This is a genomic window from Candidatus Methylomirabilota bacterium (assembly GCA_003104975.1).
Taxonomy (GTDB): domain Bacteria; phylum Methylomirabilota; class Methylomirabilia; order Methylomirabilales; family Methylomirabilaceae; genus Methylomirabilis.
In genome coordinates this window covers 11,685-26,577 of the sequence record PQAM01000012.1, presented here as the reverse complement: position 1 = coordinate 26,577, position 14,893 = coordinate 11,685, and the positions used below count along the sequence as shown (strand labels likewise).

The window sequence follows — 14,893 nt, the reverse complement described above, 5'->3', positions numbered from 1 at the left end:
CTCTCCGCAGCCCGGACTGCTACTTGCGAATGGCCGGGAGGCCCGGCGGATCCGGCTGCGGGTTGAAGCCGCGGATCACCGCGGGGTGCAGGACGAGCGTGCTGGCGCCGGTGGCCACGTCGTAGACCTCGACGCTCGGCAGAAGCGCCGCACACGGATCGTCGCCCATGCGGCCTGTCCGGTCGCCAATATCCGGTGCTACTGCCCTGCCACCGTCGATGATGAACCCCCTGACCTGCAGACGCGATGCTGGGCCGGCGTCGTCGAAGGCATCGAAGAAGACGTCGAAGAATGAGGCCTGGCCGGGCAGGAGGGCGGCCGTCGCGCGTCCGAGGCTCCGCCCTTGGCCGTCCACGAACCCGAACTCCACCTGACACGGGCTCGAACGATCGCCGGGGTCGACCATCGCGCGCGCGTTCACGACGTTGAGCCGGGCGGCCTGGCCGCGGACGATGCCGACCATGCCGAACATGTCGACCGGGCGCGCATCGACCTCTTTGAAAGCGTCGGCGGGGCTCGCGGCCAGGAGCGGCAGGGCAAGCAACAGCCCTGCCAGGAGTCGTACGGTCTTGGTCTGCGGGGCTCGAATAGTGTGAAGCGTTCGTTTCATGACGCCGACCTCCTTGTGATGTGTGCGGGTTGGTGAGCATACCTTTCTGTCTTGAATTACCTCAGGTCCTGCCGTGCCGTCAATACGCCTTTTGGCGTATAGGGGCTCGCGCCGAGTCGCAGGCGTGAGGGATGGATCGGCAGCCGGTCGCCCACGATGACACGGTGCACCGGACAACGGATCGTCCTCGGCGTTCGCCACTATGCCCGCATGAGACAATTGGCATGGTGTCCCCGCAGTTCAACCGGATGTTGTTGTTGCGCAGCCCACCGCGTCACGCTATGATAAAATGCAATGGCGTTGTGGGTGGTGGCGAACAGTTCTGATCTTGATGGGAGGATCGACATGCAGGCCGTCCGCATCGAAACGACGATTGGCGAGAATGGTGAAGTGCGGCTGACAAAGCTGCCGTTTAAAGCCGGCGAAGAAGTGGAGGTCATTGTGTTGCCCCGGGGAATGCGCCCCACAACTGCAGATCGTTTTCCGCTGCGCGGCGTTGCCATCGACTACGAGCGGCCCACTGATCCCGTCGCAGAAGAGGACCTGGGAAGTCGCAAAGCTCGTTGAGTACCGTAATGGACGTCTTCTGGACAATAGGGATGACGTCCTGATCTATGAGCCGCGCTCAGCCGACGACGACGCCGTGCGCGAGCGGGGGCACGCCCCGCCCGCGCAGGATCAACATGCAACGTCCCAAATGGTCAAAGGACGACTAGTGGGCGGCGCGAAACCCGGGGCTGCCGACCAAGCTGTCCGTGCGCGACGGGACGAGGCCAGCGACCGCGAAGACGCCGGCAGACGAGCCGTTGATGAAGCTGCCGCCGCGAATCAACGCGCCGAGGCCATCAGTCGTGGACGCCCCGGCGAGGCACATGAAATCGTCACTGAACAGGCCCCAGCCGGGACAGTCCGTAGACAGCGGCACCCAGTCCGCCACCCACTCCCAGACGTTCCCCACCATGTCGAAGGCCCCCACGTTGGAGACACAGGCCGACCGGGATCCCGTGGCCATCACGTCAAGCGCCAGATTGTCGGTGTTGCAGGTGGTTGAACCATTGTCGGCGCCGCCGGTGTCCGGTGTCCCCAAGGCGACGGCCTGCCACTCGGCGTTGATCGGCAGCCGGTCGCCCACGATGACACGGTGCACCGGACAACGGATCGTCCTCGGCGTTCGCCACCATACCCGCATGAGACAATTGGCATGGCGTCCCCGCAGTTCAACCGGACGTTGACAGGGCGGTTCAAACAGCTTGACAGTCGATCTCATGTCCTTTAATATAAAATTCAATTATCGAATGCGCTTGCTTGGGAGTCCGGCGAGGCTTTACTTCATGAGGACAGGCGGAGGGATGTATGGCGTCAGAGAAGGTCGTTCATCTCACAGACCGCGATTTTGACGAGCGGGTTATCAAAGGACAGGGTCTGATCCTGGTTGATTTCTGGGCCGAATGGTGCGGTCCCTGTCGGATGATCGCACCCATCCTGGATGAGTTGGCAAACGAACATGACGGGCAGGTCACGATCGCCAAGTTGAATGTGGACGAGAATCGGGAGAGTACGGCTCGATTCGGAATTCGAAGCATTCCGACGATCCTCCTCTTCAAGGATGGGGCGCAGGTCGAACAGATTGTCGGGGCGTTGTCGAAATCAGCCCTTCAGGCCAAGATCCAGCAGCATCTGTAACGTACTGCTCTACCGGCGAGCCTCCCGCACACACACGACCTCCATCGCCTCCCGTCCGGGTTTGGCCTTGACCGCTTTTTCTCCCGTATGGTAGGGTGAGCCCTACTGTTCAGCCCACTACCTTGGTACCCACACATGGCGGAGATGCTGCATCCATCCTTCGACGAATTTGTGCGGAAGAGCGCGGCCGGCAACCTGATCCCCGTCTACCGCGAGATCGTCGCCGACATGGAGACGCCGGTATCGGCCTTTCGCAAGATCGACCGCGGCGACTACGCCTTTCTGTTGGAGAGTGTCGAAGGGGGGGAAAAGTGGGGCCGCTACAGCTTCCTCGGCAGCAATCCCGCCCTTGTCTTTCACGCAAAGGGCACGACAGCCACAGTGACGACCGCAGCCGGGGCCCAATCTCATACGATCGAACAGGACCTGCTGGAGCCGTTAAAGTCGATCTTGCGGCGCTATCGGCCGGTTCAGGCCGACGACCTCCCGAGGTTTTACGGGGGGATCGTGGGATTTCTCTCCTACGATGTCGTTCGACAATTCGAACGACTGCCGGCAACGACTAAAAATGATCTCGATCTGCCCGATGCCTTCTTTCTCCTGCCCGATACCCTGCTGATTTTCGATAACGTCTCTCACCGGATCAAGATCGTAGCCAATGCCTTTGTTCCGGAGACCGATCCGCAGCAGCTTCGTGAGGCATACGATGAGGCTGCGAGAAAGATCGACGACGTCGTGGACGCGCTGCGGCGGCCGCTGCATATGGGCCGGAGGCCCGGCGGAGACGGGGGGGAGTTGCAACTGAACTCGACCATGAGTCAGACCGAGTTCGTTCGCGCCGTAGAGCGTACGCAGGAATATGTGCGGGCGGGGGACGTGGTCCAGACGGTCATCTCTCAACGACTCTCCACCAAAACCACCGCCGATCCGTTCGATATCTACCGGGCCCTCAGAACGATCAACCCGTCGCCCTATATGTACTATCTGCGGCTGGGCGAGATCCGTGTGGCCGGCAGCTCACCGGAGGTGTTAGTCCGATTGGAAGAGGGGCGGATCGATCTGCGCCCGATTGCCGGGACCCGGCCGAGAGGACGCAGTGATGCGGAGGATCTGGCGTTCGAGCAGGAGCTCCTCGCCGATCCGAAGGAACGGGCGGAGCATATTATGCTGGTGGACCTGGGACGCAACGATGTGGGGCGGGTGGCTGTGATCGGATCCGTTGCCGTGTCGGAGCTGATGACGGTCGAGCGCTATTCGCACGTCATGCACATCGTCTCCAACGTTCAAGGGATACTGGCCGACGGGCATGATGCCTTCGATCTGTTGCGCGCCTGCTTTCCCGCAGGAACCGTCACCGGCGCACCCAAGATCCGTGCCATGGAGATTATCGAGGAGTTGGAGCCGGTGCGTCGAGGCCTCTATGCCGGTGCGGTCGGCTATTTCGGCTTCTCCGGCAATATGGATACCTGCATCACCATCCGCACCGTCATCATCAGCGACGGAACCGCATATGTCCAGGCGGGCGCAGGGATCGTGGCCGACTCCGACCCGGAACGCGAATACGAAGAGACGATGAACAAGGCGAAGGGGATGCTCAGGGCGATCCAGATGGCCGAATCGGGCGATCTGTGGATCGGAGGGACAGGGTAGGCGCACATGCTGGTCGTCATCGACAACTACGACTCGTTTACCTACAATCTGGTCCAATACCTCGGCGAGCTGGGCGAACGCCCGCGCGTCTTCCGGAACGACCAGATTGCGCTGGACGAGTTGGCGGCGCTCCGGCCTGATCGGATCGTGATCTCTCCGGGACCGAAGAGCCCAAAGGAAGCCGGGATCAGTTGCGATCTGATCACGCGTTTCGCCGGGCAGGTCGCCATCCTCGGCGTCTGTCTGGGCCATCAGTGCATCGGCGCCGCGTTCGGCGGGCGGATCGTGCGGGCAGGCCGCCTGATGCACGGCAAAACCTCTCCCATCCACCATGACGGGCGAACCATCTTTTCCGGGCTTCCGAATCCTTTTGATGCCACGCGCTATCATTCGCTGCTCGTGGATCGCGAGGGACTTCCGGATTGCCTGGAGATCTCCGCGCAGACGGCAGAGGGAGAGATTATGGGCATCCGCCACACGCACTATCGGATCGAGGGGATTCAATTTCATCCCGAATCGATCCTCACGAGAGAGGGGAAGGCGCTGCTCAAAAACTTCCTCGCCCTTCGCTGATGAGACAGCGTACAGACGACGATTACAGAGACGATACGGTTGAGATGCTGATTCTGGACGCACTGCACAAGGTGGTCGACCGGCGGGACCTGAGCGCCGATGAAGCCTGTGCGGCGATGGAAGAGATGATGTCCGGACGGGCGTGCGACCCGCAGATCGCAGCCTTTTTGACGGCGCTGCGGCTGAAGGGGGAGACGGCCGCTGAGATCACCGGATTTGCACGGGCTATGCGGGCGCATGTCTGTCGCATCAGGGTTCGTGGGCCGGCCGAGCGTGCGGGGGGTGAAACCGGCGGCGGGCGGTTGGTCGATACCTGCGGCACTGGGGGAGACGCCGCCCACACCTTCAATATCTCGACAGCCGCGGCCTTTGTAGTGGCGGGGGCCGGTGTTCAGGTCGCCAAACACGGCAATCGCTCGGTATCGAGTCGTTGCGGGAGCGCCGACGTGATGGAGGCGTTGGGGGTGGATCTGACGCTCGCGCCGGAGCAGGTGGGGGCGTGTATCGACGAGGTCGGCATCGGGTTTCTGTATGCCCCGCTGTTGCACCCGGCCATGCGGCATGTGATGACCGCCCGCCGCGAGATACGGATTCGGACGGTGTTCAACATCCTCGGCCCCCTCACCAATCCGGCCCAGGCGCCCGCTCAGGTCGTAGGGGTCTACGAGCCGCGCTTGACCGAACTTTTGGCAACCGTCCTGGTCGCGCTAGGGTCGGAGCGGGCCTTTGTGGTCTGCGGTCTTGACGGACTGGATGAGCTATCGCCGGCCTTGCAAAGCCGGGTGTCGGAGATCAAGGATGGACAGGTCCACACCTACATGCTGGCCCCGGAGGATTTCGGCTTTGCGCGGGCGAGCCTCGACGATCTGCAGGGCGGCGGTGCCGGCGAAAACGCGCAGATGATCCGGGCGATTCTGACTGGTGAGCGGGGGCCGAAACGGGATGTGGTGATTATGAACGCGGCCCTGGCCGTAATCGCGGGCGGGACGGCCGATGACATCCAGAGCGGCGCCAAACTGGCCGCCATGTCGATCGACAGCGGTGCCGCGATAGAGAAACTGCGGGCTCTGGTAGAGTTCAGTCGTCGCCACGGCCGACAGGCCGCGTAATACCATGATGCTTCGGTACATTCTTGAGCACAAACGGCAAGAGGTCACCGAGCGCGAGGCGACTCTGCCGCTTGTAGAGTTGAGGGCGCGCGCCTCGGACTCGCCGCCCCCGCGCGATTTTGTTGCAGCCATCGCCAGAAAACAGACAGAGGCGGGAAGCCGGGAGCCGCTCAAGGCCATCGCAGAAATTAAACGCGCATCGCCGTCGGCAGGGATCATCCGCCGTCCGCTTGACGTCACGGCGATGGCGGCGTCCTATCAGGCGGCCGGTGCCAGCGCCATCTCGATCCTGACGGACGGCCGGTTCTTTCAGGGGAGTCTAGAGGATCTGGTGACGGCCAGAGGGGCGGTCGATCTGCCGGTGCTCAGGAAGGAGTTCATCGTGACTCCCTACCAGGTGTATGAGAGCCGCGCGTATCCGGCGGACGCGATCCTGTTGATCGCGGCAGCCCTTGAGCCGTCACAACTGCAGGATCTCTACGGGCTGGCCGTGTCGCTTGGGCTGCACCCGCTGGTAGAGGTCCACACCATGGCGGAGCTTGAGACCGTAAAAGGGGTAGGCGCCTCACTGATCGGTATCAACAATCGGGATCTGGCAACCCTGGAGACCCGGCTGGAGACGACCTTTGCGCTGCTGCCGCACCTGCCGCATCAGGCCGTCGTCGTGAGCGAAAGCGGCATTAAGCGCCCCGAAGAAGTCCGACGCCTGGCCGACGCCGGCGTTGACGCGATCCTGGTTGGCGAATCCTTGCTGGCGAGTCCGGACCCCGGGGAGAAGCTGCGCGAGTTGCTGACGGGAACCGGCGGTTGAGTTGCGTCCGATGGTGCGCGTAAAGATCTGCGGAATCACCTCGCGTGAAGACGCGTGGGCCGCAGTCGAGGCCGGGGCCGATGCCCTGGGGTTTATCTTTGCGGAGGGGACGCCCCGTTATATCCACCCGCCGGCAGCGGCGGCGATCGTCGGGGAGATGCCGCCGTTTGTGACGACGGTAGGGGTATTCGTCCACCGACCGCCTGACGAGATCGAGCGGATTGTCGGCGTATCCGGCGTCGGGCTTGCACAACTGCACGGTCACGAGAGTCCGGACCTATGTAGTCAACTTCGTACCCCATTTATTAAGGCGATTCGGGTGCAGAGTACAACCGATCTGGAGGTCGTAGCTCATTACCCGCGGGCACGGGCCTTCCTGCTGGACGCCTACGTCGCCGACCAGCCGGGTGGGACCGGCCGAACCTTTCCGTGGGAGATCGCGGCGGAAGCCGCGCGTCGGACACGGGTCATTTTGTCGGGCGGACTGAGACCCGACAATATCGCCCGCGCAATCGCGCAGGTCAGGCCGTACGCCGTGGACGTCTGTAGCGGCGTGGAAGCCTCTCCCGGTCGAAAAGATCATCAAAAGGTGAGGGAATTCATTGAACAGCTTAGAAAAGCCGACGCACGTTGAGACATGTAATCCGGGTCCGCTTCCTGATCCTCGCGGCCACTTCGGCAGGTACGGCGGGCAATTCGTTCCGGAAACCCTGATGGCGGCCCTGGCCGAACTGGAGACCATTTATCTCCAGGCGAAGGCCGATCCCGGCTTTGAGTCAGAGATGCAGGGCTATCTCAGACACTACGTCGGGCGTCCGACGCCGCTCTATTTCGCGCGCCGACTGACCGATTATCTCGGCGGGGCGCGAATCTATCTCAAGCGCGAAGATCTCTGTCATACCGGCGCGCATAAGATCAATAACACCCTCGGTCAGATTCTGCTCGCCCGCCGCATGGGAAAGTCCCGGGTCATCGCCGAAACGGGCGCCGGACAGCACGGCGTGGCGACCGCAACCGTCGCCGCCAGGTTCGGGTTGACCTGCGAGGTCTATATGGGGACGGAGGATATGCGACGACAGGCCCTCAACGTCGTTCGGATGCGACTGTTGGGCGCCAAGGTCGCCCCGGTGGAGGCGGGCAGTTGCACGCTGAAGGATGCTATCAACGAGGCGATGCGTGACTGGGTGACGAATGTCGATACGACCCATTATGTGCTGGGCTCGGTCCTGGGCGCCCATCCCTACCCGTTGATGGTTCGCGATTTTCAATCGATCATCGGTCGAGAGACCAGGACCCAGATCCTGGAACTGGAGGGCAGACTGCCGGACTATCTGGTCGCCTGCGTCGGCGGCGGCAGCAACGCGATCGGTCTGTTTCACCACTTTCTGGATGAGCCGGCCGTTCGAATGATCGGGGTCGAGGCGGGCGGACTGGGGATCGAATCCGGGCGGCATGCGGCGCGGTTTGCCGGCGGTGAACTGGGCGTCCTGCACGGGACGATGAGCTTCGTCCTGCAGGACGGCGACGGCCAGATTCGCACGACTCATTCGGTGTCGGCCGGACTGGATTATCCGAGTGTCGGGCCGGAGCACGCCTACCTCCGGGACCTCGGGCGGATCGATTTTGTGTCGGCAACGGATGCCGAGGCGTTGGAGGCGTTTCAGCTCCTGAGCCGGCTCGAGGGGCTCATTCCGGCGCTGGAGAGCGCGCACGCCATCGCCCATCTCAAGACACTGGCCCCGACGCTGAACCGGGACCAGATTGTGGTGGTCAATCTCTCGGGTCGTGGCGATAAGGATGTTGAGACGGTGGCGAATCTGGTATTGACTGAGGGGTCTCGACCATGAACCGTATCGATGAGCGTTTCCGTCGACTCAGGGAATCCGGAGAGCGAGCCCTGATGCCCTACCTGACCGCAGGTGACCCTGACCTCGCTACGACCCGTTCGTTGATCCTGGAATGCGAACGGCGGGGCGCCGATCTGATCGAGATCGGCGTACCCTTCTCGGATCCACTGGCCGATGGTGTGACCATTCAGCGGGCGTCTCAACGGGCGCTACGGGGCGGAACGACCCTTGCGGGGATTATCGAGATGGTGGCGGATCTTCGGACTGACTGTCGCCTGCCGCTCTTATTAATGAGCTACGTCAATCCCATTTTTCACTTCGGATATACGCGATTCGCAAAAGAAGCGGTAGCTGCCGGCATCGACGGCCTGATCGTGCCGGATCTGCCGCCTGACGAGGCGACCGAGTTGATCGAGGCCGCGGGCGCGTACGACCTGTATACGATCTTTCTCATTGCGCCGACCAGCCCGCCTGAGCGGATACGAACGATCTCGGCCGCCTCAAAAGGATTCATCTATTATGTCTCGCTGCGAGGTGTGACGGGGGCCCGGTCCAGGGTCAGCGACGATCTCGAAACCGGCCTTCGGATCATCCGACGCGAAACCGGCCTGCCGCTGGCGGTAGGGTTCGGCATTTCGACGCCGGAGCAGGTACGGGTGGTCGCGACGATGGCCGACGGTGTGATCGTCGGGAGTGCGATCGTCTCGCTGTTGGAACAGACGTCCGGACAACCGGACCAGTTGCAACGCGTCGGCGAGTTCGTCGCGTCGCTCAAGGCAGCCACACGAATCAAAGCCGTCTCAGGCCAATAGTCATCGGCTCTCCCGCGCAGCCCTGGCCCAACGCTACATTCTCAACTTCCACATTCTCGAAACGTACCGTAACACACCTGCCGAGACGCCGCCCGTCCTCGCCTCTTCCGGCTCATTTGGGGCACATCCGGCACCCTCGTATAGTTGGCGACTAATCCTATTGATTCTTGCATAGGTAATGCGACTATTATAGATCCCTCCGTTCCGTTCGTGGTGAGCCTGTCGAACCATGAGCGGAGCGGCCTTCGACAAGCTCAGGCTGAACGGATGCGGGAGCAGTTCGTGTTTCATTACCTATGCAAGGTTCAGTAGTACACCCGGCGCCTATCTGGGTCTGACCACCCTCATATGATGTATTTTGCTTGACAAGTTCAGAGTAACGTCGTACAAGCTCGATGGAAGCACAACCTATCAGCAGATCATGGCTCGGCACAGGTACTCATGATGTTTTCATGGGGGTCTCGCAAAAGGGAACTGGTCGGACTGGATATCGGGACCAGTTCCGTCAAGGCCATACACCTTCAACAATCGCGGGGTTCCTATCGCGTCGCCGAACTCGGCATGGTTCCCATCCATTCCGACGCGATCGTAGACGGCATCATCGTCGACGCCGGTGCGGTCAGCACGGCTGTCCGACAACTGTTCGACAAACACGCCATCACCCTTTCTGATGTCGCCTGTTCAGTATCCGGAAATTCGGTCATTATCAAGAAGATTACGGTGCCTGCAATGCCGGCGGCAGAGCTCAGAGAAGGGATTGCGTGGGAAGCAGGACAACATATTCCCTACGCCATCGATGACGTGAATCTGGACTTCCAGATCCTGCGAAGGCTCGGTACCGGCGAGCAAGAGATGGAGGTCCTGCTGGTGGCGGTCAAGAAGGACATCCTGAACGACTACCTCACCGCCATTTCCGCCGCCGGCCTGAATGTGGTCGTGGTCGACGTCGACGTTTTCGCCATCGGGAACGCGTTCATGATACTCAATAAGATTGAGCCCGGCGAGGTGGTGGCCCTTGTAAATGTAGGAGCAGCGGTCACGAACATCAATATCCTGGCCGGCGGTATCTCGGACTTTACCCGGGATAGCCCTCTGGGCGGGAACCGACACACCGAATCGCTGGAGAGAAGTTTCGGCTTGAGTGTCGAGGAGGCCGAGGCGCTAAAACGAGGTCAGACGATTGCCGGGCACAGCTTCACAGAAGTAGAGCCTGTGGTCCGGACGGTCAACGGTGAATTGGCCGAAGAGGTGCGCCGTTCATTCGATTTTTATTACTCCACGAGTCAACGGGATACGATTCACCGCATGATATTAAGCGGCGGATGCGCGTTGTTACCGGGGCTGGCCACGTACCTGTCACGTACGCTTGAGTTGCCCGTTGAGATTGCCAATCCGTTCCAACATATCGCGATCAACGCGAAAACGGTTGACGCTCAATATCTGGCGACGATTGCGCCCCAAATGATGGTCGGTGTGGGATTAGCCCTTCGTGATGCCGACGAGGAGAGCGTATGATCAAGATCAATCTCCTTCCGCGTGAGAAGCGCCCCAAAAGAGGAGAGATCAAGGCCCCTCGGACCGTATCGATCGTCGTGGCTCTTCTTGCGGTCGCTGGAATGGCCGGATACTGGCTCTTTGTGAAATGGGACATACAACGACTGCGGACGAGTATTGCGGTGACACAGAGCGAGGTGGCGGTGAACCGGCAGTCTGCTCAGGCGGTCGAGCAGTACGCCCGCAAGAAGCAACAACTGGGAGAGCGGCTGGCGCTCGTCCAACGATTGGCGACACACCAGGACCGTCCGGTGCGCTTGCTGGATGGTCTGAGCGAGGCGCTGCCGGATGGGGGCTGGCTGACCAGCATCAGTAAGAGTTCCGGCACACTCACTATTCAAGGATATGCCTCGTCGCACTTTGTCGTCGCCGAGTTGATGCTGGCACTTCAGCGGATGACACGCCTGGTCACGAATGTTGAGCTGAGCTTTTCCGAGCTCGAGTTATATGAGGGCAGGCCGGTGGAACGATTCGAAATTCTCGCGACCTTGTCGGGATAATCGGAAGGAGCCTGTCATGCCGTTTTCGATGGATCTCTCGGCCCATACGGCCAATATCCCGCGGCAGCAGAAGATTGCGCTCGGGGTCATCGTAGGCGTGTTGACCCTCCTCCTCTATTGGCAACTGTTGCTTCAGTCGGCGTGGACCGCACGGAGCGAGGCTCAAGCGGAGCTGCTTCGCGTGAGAGCAGAGGCGGATCGGACGAGACAGATCGCAAGCCAACGACCTCGCCTGGAACAGGAGATCACGGTTTTGGAAGCACAACTTGAGCGTACGATCCGGCAGCTACCCACTAAAAAGGAGATTCCGGCGTTGTTGAAACGGGTGGCCGGTCTTGGTCAGGAGACGGATCTGGACGTCGCCTCGTTTAAACCGGCGAGCGCTGTGGCGAAGGATTTCTATACCGAGATCCCGGTACAACTGAAGGTGAGGGGAACCTACCACGATCTTGGCCTCCTTTTTGAGCGGCTTGCTCAGTTGGAGCGGATCGTGAATGTTACCGATCTGACCATTCGACAGGCCGCCAAAGGTCAGAAGCCCGGAGACACGATCCAGGCCGAGTTTGGCGTTGTGACCTACACCTACTCAGGCGCTTCGGGGGCGAAGAGTGGTGAGGCGGCAAGGACGGAGAAATAGGCCCTCTCATAAGAGGGCGGTCGGCGCGATGATGGTCTGTATACTGGCCGCCGTCGTGGGCTGCACGAGCGAGACGACACCGACGACACCGCCTGCTGTCCAGCAGACAGCGCCACCGCCTGCCCCTGAGGTCGCCTCGCATCAAGAGGAGAGAGAGGAGCGGGCTACGTACCGATCCAGGGGACGGCGAGACCCATTCCGTCCGTCTCGATCCGTCGTCGCAGAAACACCGCCGACGGTGCCTCTGACGGTAACCGGGATTATTCGAGAGGCTCGCTCCTTTTATGCATTAGTAGAGTCAGAGCTATCGGCGGGACGGGCGTACATCATCCGGGAAAACGACGTGGTTGATTCGGCCAAGGTCGTCAAGATTAGCAGGGATCGTGTAGTATTCGAGGTACGAACCAAGAATCCGGAGGGGAAGGTGCGTATACGTTACGTCGAAAAACAGCTACCGGCGGACGTACCACGATGAATGTACGCGCAGTCTATAAGTTGTCGTGCCGGCCGAGACGACGGCTCACCGGCGCCGTACTCTTTCTATTGTTTACGTCCTGCGCAACGTCCGGCGTATCCACCAGAGAGACCTTGCCATTATCATCCGGCGAATCGTCTTTATCGAACGCCGCTCCGGCGGCGAGCGTCGTCAATGTGACCGGCGTACAGGTCCGAATGGAGCAACAGGACCTGGTCTCAATCACGGTCAGCGGAGATGGAGGGTTGGCCGATTATGCCTCGTATACGGTACAGACGCCGCCGGCGCTGGTCATCGATCTCTCCCGCGCTCGAGACGCGATCAGCGAGCCTGTTGCGCTGCCGTCTGAGTCTCCTGTCCTGCGAGTGACCACGATGCAGCTCCAGCAGGCCTCCGAGCCGACCCTTCGCCTGATGTTCGATCTGAGCCGATTGCTGCCGTATCGCATCGAGTTAACCCATGATGGACTGCAGATCCTGGTCAGTTCCGAGGTCGCTGATCAGAAGGCGACCACACAGGAACTCGTATCACTGAAGCGGGCCGATGACTCAGCCGCGAGTCCGCCCGCCAGGAAGGATGGGGGTGTCGAGAGCGTGATGTCTGCAGCAACCATGATGATGGCGGAATCGGCGCTGAGTCCCGATGAGCCGCCGCCGCAGAAGTCCTCCGCCGCTTCTGCACCGCAGGCGTCCGTGGACTCGAAATCTGAGGAACGCCGGCGTGCATCGACAAAGGCAGAGGCGCCGCCGGCCGGACAGCCGCCAATTGGAGCCGGAAGTCCGCCCCCGCCGCAAAAGCGTGCGGCGCCAACAAATGCCAAAGACGTAAGCCGCCAGACGCCGGGTTCGCCGGGGCAGGAGCCGGTGCCGCCGAGCTCGGCCGGCGTCTCGCAGACCATTGCCGCGACCCCGACCACGGCCGGCGCTAAGCGCCTGTCGCTCGATCTCAACAAAGCGGATCTCGATGAAGTGCTGTTGCGTATTATCCCGGAGGCGACCGGTCTGAATGTCGTGGTCGCGCATGGCTTGAAGAAACGGGAAGAACGCGAGGTGACCGTGCGTCTGCATAATGTCGAGTGGCGTCAGGCGCTGGACATGATCCTTCGAGCCAAGGGTCTGAGTTACGAGCAAGACGGCAATCTGATCTATGTCGGATCGAAGGCCGACATTCAAAAGAGTAAGGATGAGCGCGCGAAAGATATTGAGCAGGCGATCAGCATCCAGGAGGCACGGCGGAAGACCGAGGAGGCACGGCGGAAGGCCGGAGAGGAGAGAGAGGCGAAGCGAAAGGCCGAGGAACAGGAGCGAAAGAGGATTGAGGAGGAGGAGCGGCAATACGCGAAAGAGCCACCGTGCACAATGGTGATTCGCGTGGCGCACATGAAGGTCTCTGATATGAGACGACACCTGGAACGCTTAAAATCACGACGGGGCACCATTGAACTGGAGGAGACCACGAACACCCTGATCGTCAACGATGTGCAGCCCGTCTGTCAGAGGATGACCGCACTCGCCAGGGAACTGGATAGCCCGCCAAAAGAACCCTTTGTCACCAGACTGCTGCCGTTTAATTACGCGAAGGCGACGGATCTCAAGACCCATTTGACTGCGCTCAAGTCAAAGGACGGCAGTGTCATCGTTGATGAACGATCCAGCCGGATCATCGTCAAAGACCTTCCGGAGGCTGTAGAACGGATGGAGACGCTGCTGAAGCAGATCGATATTCCGACGCCCCAGGTATTGATCGAAGCGAGAATTGTCGAGGCAACCCGTCAGTTCTCTCAAAGCCTTGGGGTTCAATGGGGGGGGACCGGGGTTCCGACGAAAGCTGGAGCCACCACGGGAGTGACGGCCTTTGGAGGAAGTTCCCCCTCCGGAACGAGTTCGAGCAGCGGAGGAGGTGCGACGTCCGGTGGCGCGTCCTCCTCCGGGACAAGCGGCCTTCCGCTCCGGTTCCCCAACCTTACGCCGGCCACGGGCAACCCGTTTCCGGCGAGCGGTGGGACCGTTCCCTTCCTGGGCCCCATACCGCTGGCGGTCAATCTCCCGGTCGCATCGCCACATTTCGCGTTGGGCATGACGATCGGCAGCCTGGCCAATCGATTCCTGGTTGGCGCCCAGCTTTCGGCGGCAGAGACCCAGGGGAAGATACGAACCCTATCCTCGCCGCGTGTGGCAACCCAGGACAACGAAGAGGCTGAGATCAAGCAGGGGACTCAGGTTCCCTATACGACGATCGATAGCTCAGGAAGAACAGTCGTACAGTTTCAGGATGCCTTCATTAAACTGAAGGTTAAACCCCACATTACGCCCGATGGTCGGGTCTCCATGAAGGTCGAGGCGGAGCGGTCGTTCCCCGGGCAACGGGTCGACTTTTCGCAAGGCTTCGTATTTCCGATCAACACGCGGAAGGCCACAACGAACATCATGGTTCAGAACGGCTCGACCGTCGTCATCGGCGGTCTGCTTCAATCGACCGAGGCCATAACTACGGATCAGGTTCCGTTTTTCGGTGATATCCCCATCCTGGGCTGGTTGTTCAAGCGGCGTTCGCTCGGACCGGATGAGCGTATCGAGCTGCTGATATTCCTGACCCCCTCTGTTCTGCAGGATGCACGGCTCTAGTGTCGGAT

The 14,893-nt window shown here is 60.9% G+C and carries 16 protein-coding genes; 14 read left to right on the top strand and 2 right to left on the bottom strand.

All coding sequences use genetic code 11. The features are described 5' to 3' along the window. Positions 1-19: 19 nt before the first annotated feature. Positions 20-610 (bottom strand): hypothetical protein, encoded by a 591-nt coding sequence (locus C3F12_10460; protein ID PWB44807.1) that lies wholly within the window; start codon positions 608-610, stop codon positions 20-22. 345 nt (positions 611-955) lie between these two features. Here C3F12_10460 and C3F12_10455 point away from each other — a divergent pair, with 345 nt between their 5' ends. Then, on the top strand, positions 956-1,177 hold the full coding sequence (locus tag C3F12_10455) for a hypothetical protein (protein ID PWB44867.1): 222 nt from the start codon (positions 956-958) through the stop codon (positions 1,175-1,177). 145 nt (positions 1,178-1,322) lie between these two features. Here the strand turns inward: C3F12_10455 and C3F12_10450 are convergent, their stop codons facing one another. Continuing rightward, positions 1,323-1,877 carry a hypothetical protein gene (locus C3F12_10450; GenBank protein PWB44806.1) on the bottom strand — a complete coding sequence of 185 codons (555 nt, stop codon included), beginning with the start codon at positions 1,875-1,877 and terminating at the stop codon, positions 1,323-1,325. 86 nt (positions 1,878-1,963) lie between these two features. Between C3F12_10450 and C3F12_10445 the strand changes: the two genes are divergently transcribed. The 13 genes from C3F12_10445 (at position 1,964) to C3F12_10385 (ending at position 14,885) form a co-directional block, all read left to right on the top strand. Then, positions 1,964-2,293, top strand: a complete 330-nt coding sequence (locus C3F12_10445; GenBank protein PWB44805.1) for a thiol reductase thioredoxin — start codon at positions 1,964-1,966, stop codon at positions 2,291-2,293. A 144-nt stretch (positions 2,294-2,437) separates the two neighbouring features. Continuing rightward, positions 2,438-3,943, top strand: coding sequence for an anthranilate synthase component I (gene trpE, locus C3F12_10440; GenBank protein PWB44804.1), 1,506 nt, complete (start codon positions 2,438-2,440; stop codon positions 3,941-3,943). A gap of 6 nt (positions 3,944-3,949) precedes the next feature. Beyond that, on the top strand, positions 3,950-4,516 hold the full coding sequence (locus C3F12_10435; protein PWB44803.1) for an anthranilate/aminodeoxychorismate synthase component II: 567 nt from the start codon (positions 3,950-3,952) through the stop codon (positions 4,514-4,516). A 44-nt stretch (positions 4,517-4,560) separates the two neighbouring features. Further along, entirely contained in the window at positions 4,561-5,625 is a 1,065-nt protein-coding gene (gene trpD, locus C3F12_10430) for an anthranilate phosphoribosyltransferase (protein PWB44866.1), read from the top strand. A gap of 7 nt (positions 5,626-5,632) precedes the next feature. Next, positions 5,633-6,436, top strand: coding sequence for an indole-3-glycerol phosphate synthase TrpC (locus C3F12_10425; protein PWB44865.1), 804 nt, complete (start codon positions 5,633-5,635; stop codon positions 6,434-6,436). Between the two features lie 10 nt (positions 6,437-6,446). Next, on the top strand, positions 6,447-7,070 hold the full coding sequence (locus C3F12_10420) for a phosphoribosylanthranilate isomerase (protein PWB44802.1): 624 nt from the start codon (positions 6,447-6,449) through the stop codon (positions 7,068-7,070). Continuing rightward, the gene (gene trpB, locus C3F12_10415; GenBank protein ID PWB44801.1) at positions 7,039-8,283 is read left to right on the top strand and encodes a tryptophan synthase subunit beta; all 1,245 of its coding nucleotides are present in this window, start codon (positions 7,039-7,041) and stop codon (positions 8,281-8,283) included. Before C3F12_10420 ends, trpB begins: the two co-directional genes overlap by 32 nt. Continuing rightward, positions 8,280-9,095 (top strand): tryptophan synthase subunit alpha, encoded by an 816-nt coding sequence (locus C3F12_10410; protein ID PWB44800.1) that lies wholly within the window; start codon positions 8,280-8,282, stop codon positions 9,093-9,095. The genes trpB and C3F12_10410 overlap by 4 nt, the downstream gene beginning before the upstream one ends. A gap of 441 nt (positions 9,096-9,536) precedes the next feature. Next, on the top strand, positions 9,537-10,610 hold the full coding sequence (locus C3F12_10405; GenBank protein ID PWB44799.1) for a pilus assembly protein PilM: 1,074 nt from the start codon (positions 9,537-9,539) through the stop codon (positions 10,608-10,610). Further along, positions 10,607-11,149 carry a hypothetical protein gene (locus C3F12_10400; GenBank protein PWB44798.1) on the top strand — a complete coding sequence of 181 codons (543 nt, stop codon included), beginning with the start codon at positions 10,607-10,609 and terminating at the stop codon, positions 11,147-11,149. The genes C3F12_10405 and C3F12_10400 overlap by 4 nt, the downstream gene beginning before the upstream one ends. Next, positions 11,097-11,786, top strand: a complete 690-nt coding sequence (locus C3F12_10395; GenBank protein ID PWB44797.1) for a hypothetical protein — start codon at positions 11,097-11,099, stop codon at positions 11,784-11,786. Before C3F12_10400 ends, C3F12_10395 begins: the two co-directional genes overlap by 53 nt. A gap of 28 nt (positions 11,787-11,814) precedes the next feature. Then, positions 11,815-12,261, top strand: a complete 447-nt coding sequence (locus C3F12_10390; protein ID PWB44796.1) for a hypothetical protein — start codon at positions 11,815-11,817, stop codon at positions 12,259-12,261. Beyond that, the gene (locus C3F12_10385) at positions 12,258-14,885 is read left to right on the top strand and encodes a hypothetical protein (GenBank protein PWB44795.1); all 2,628 of its coding nucleotides are present in this window, start codon (positions 12,258-12,260) and stop codon (positions 14,883-14,885) included. Before C3F12_10390 ends, C3F12_10385 begins: the two co-directional genes overlap by 4 nt. Positions 14,886-14,893: the final 8 nt, after the last annotated feature.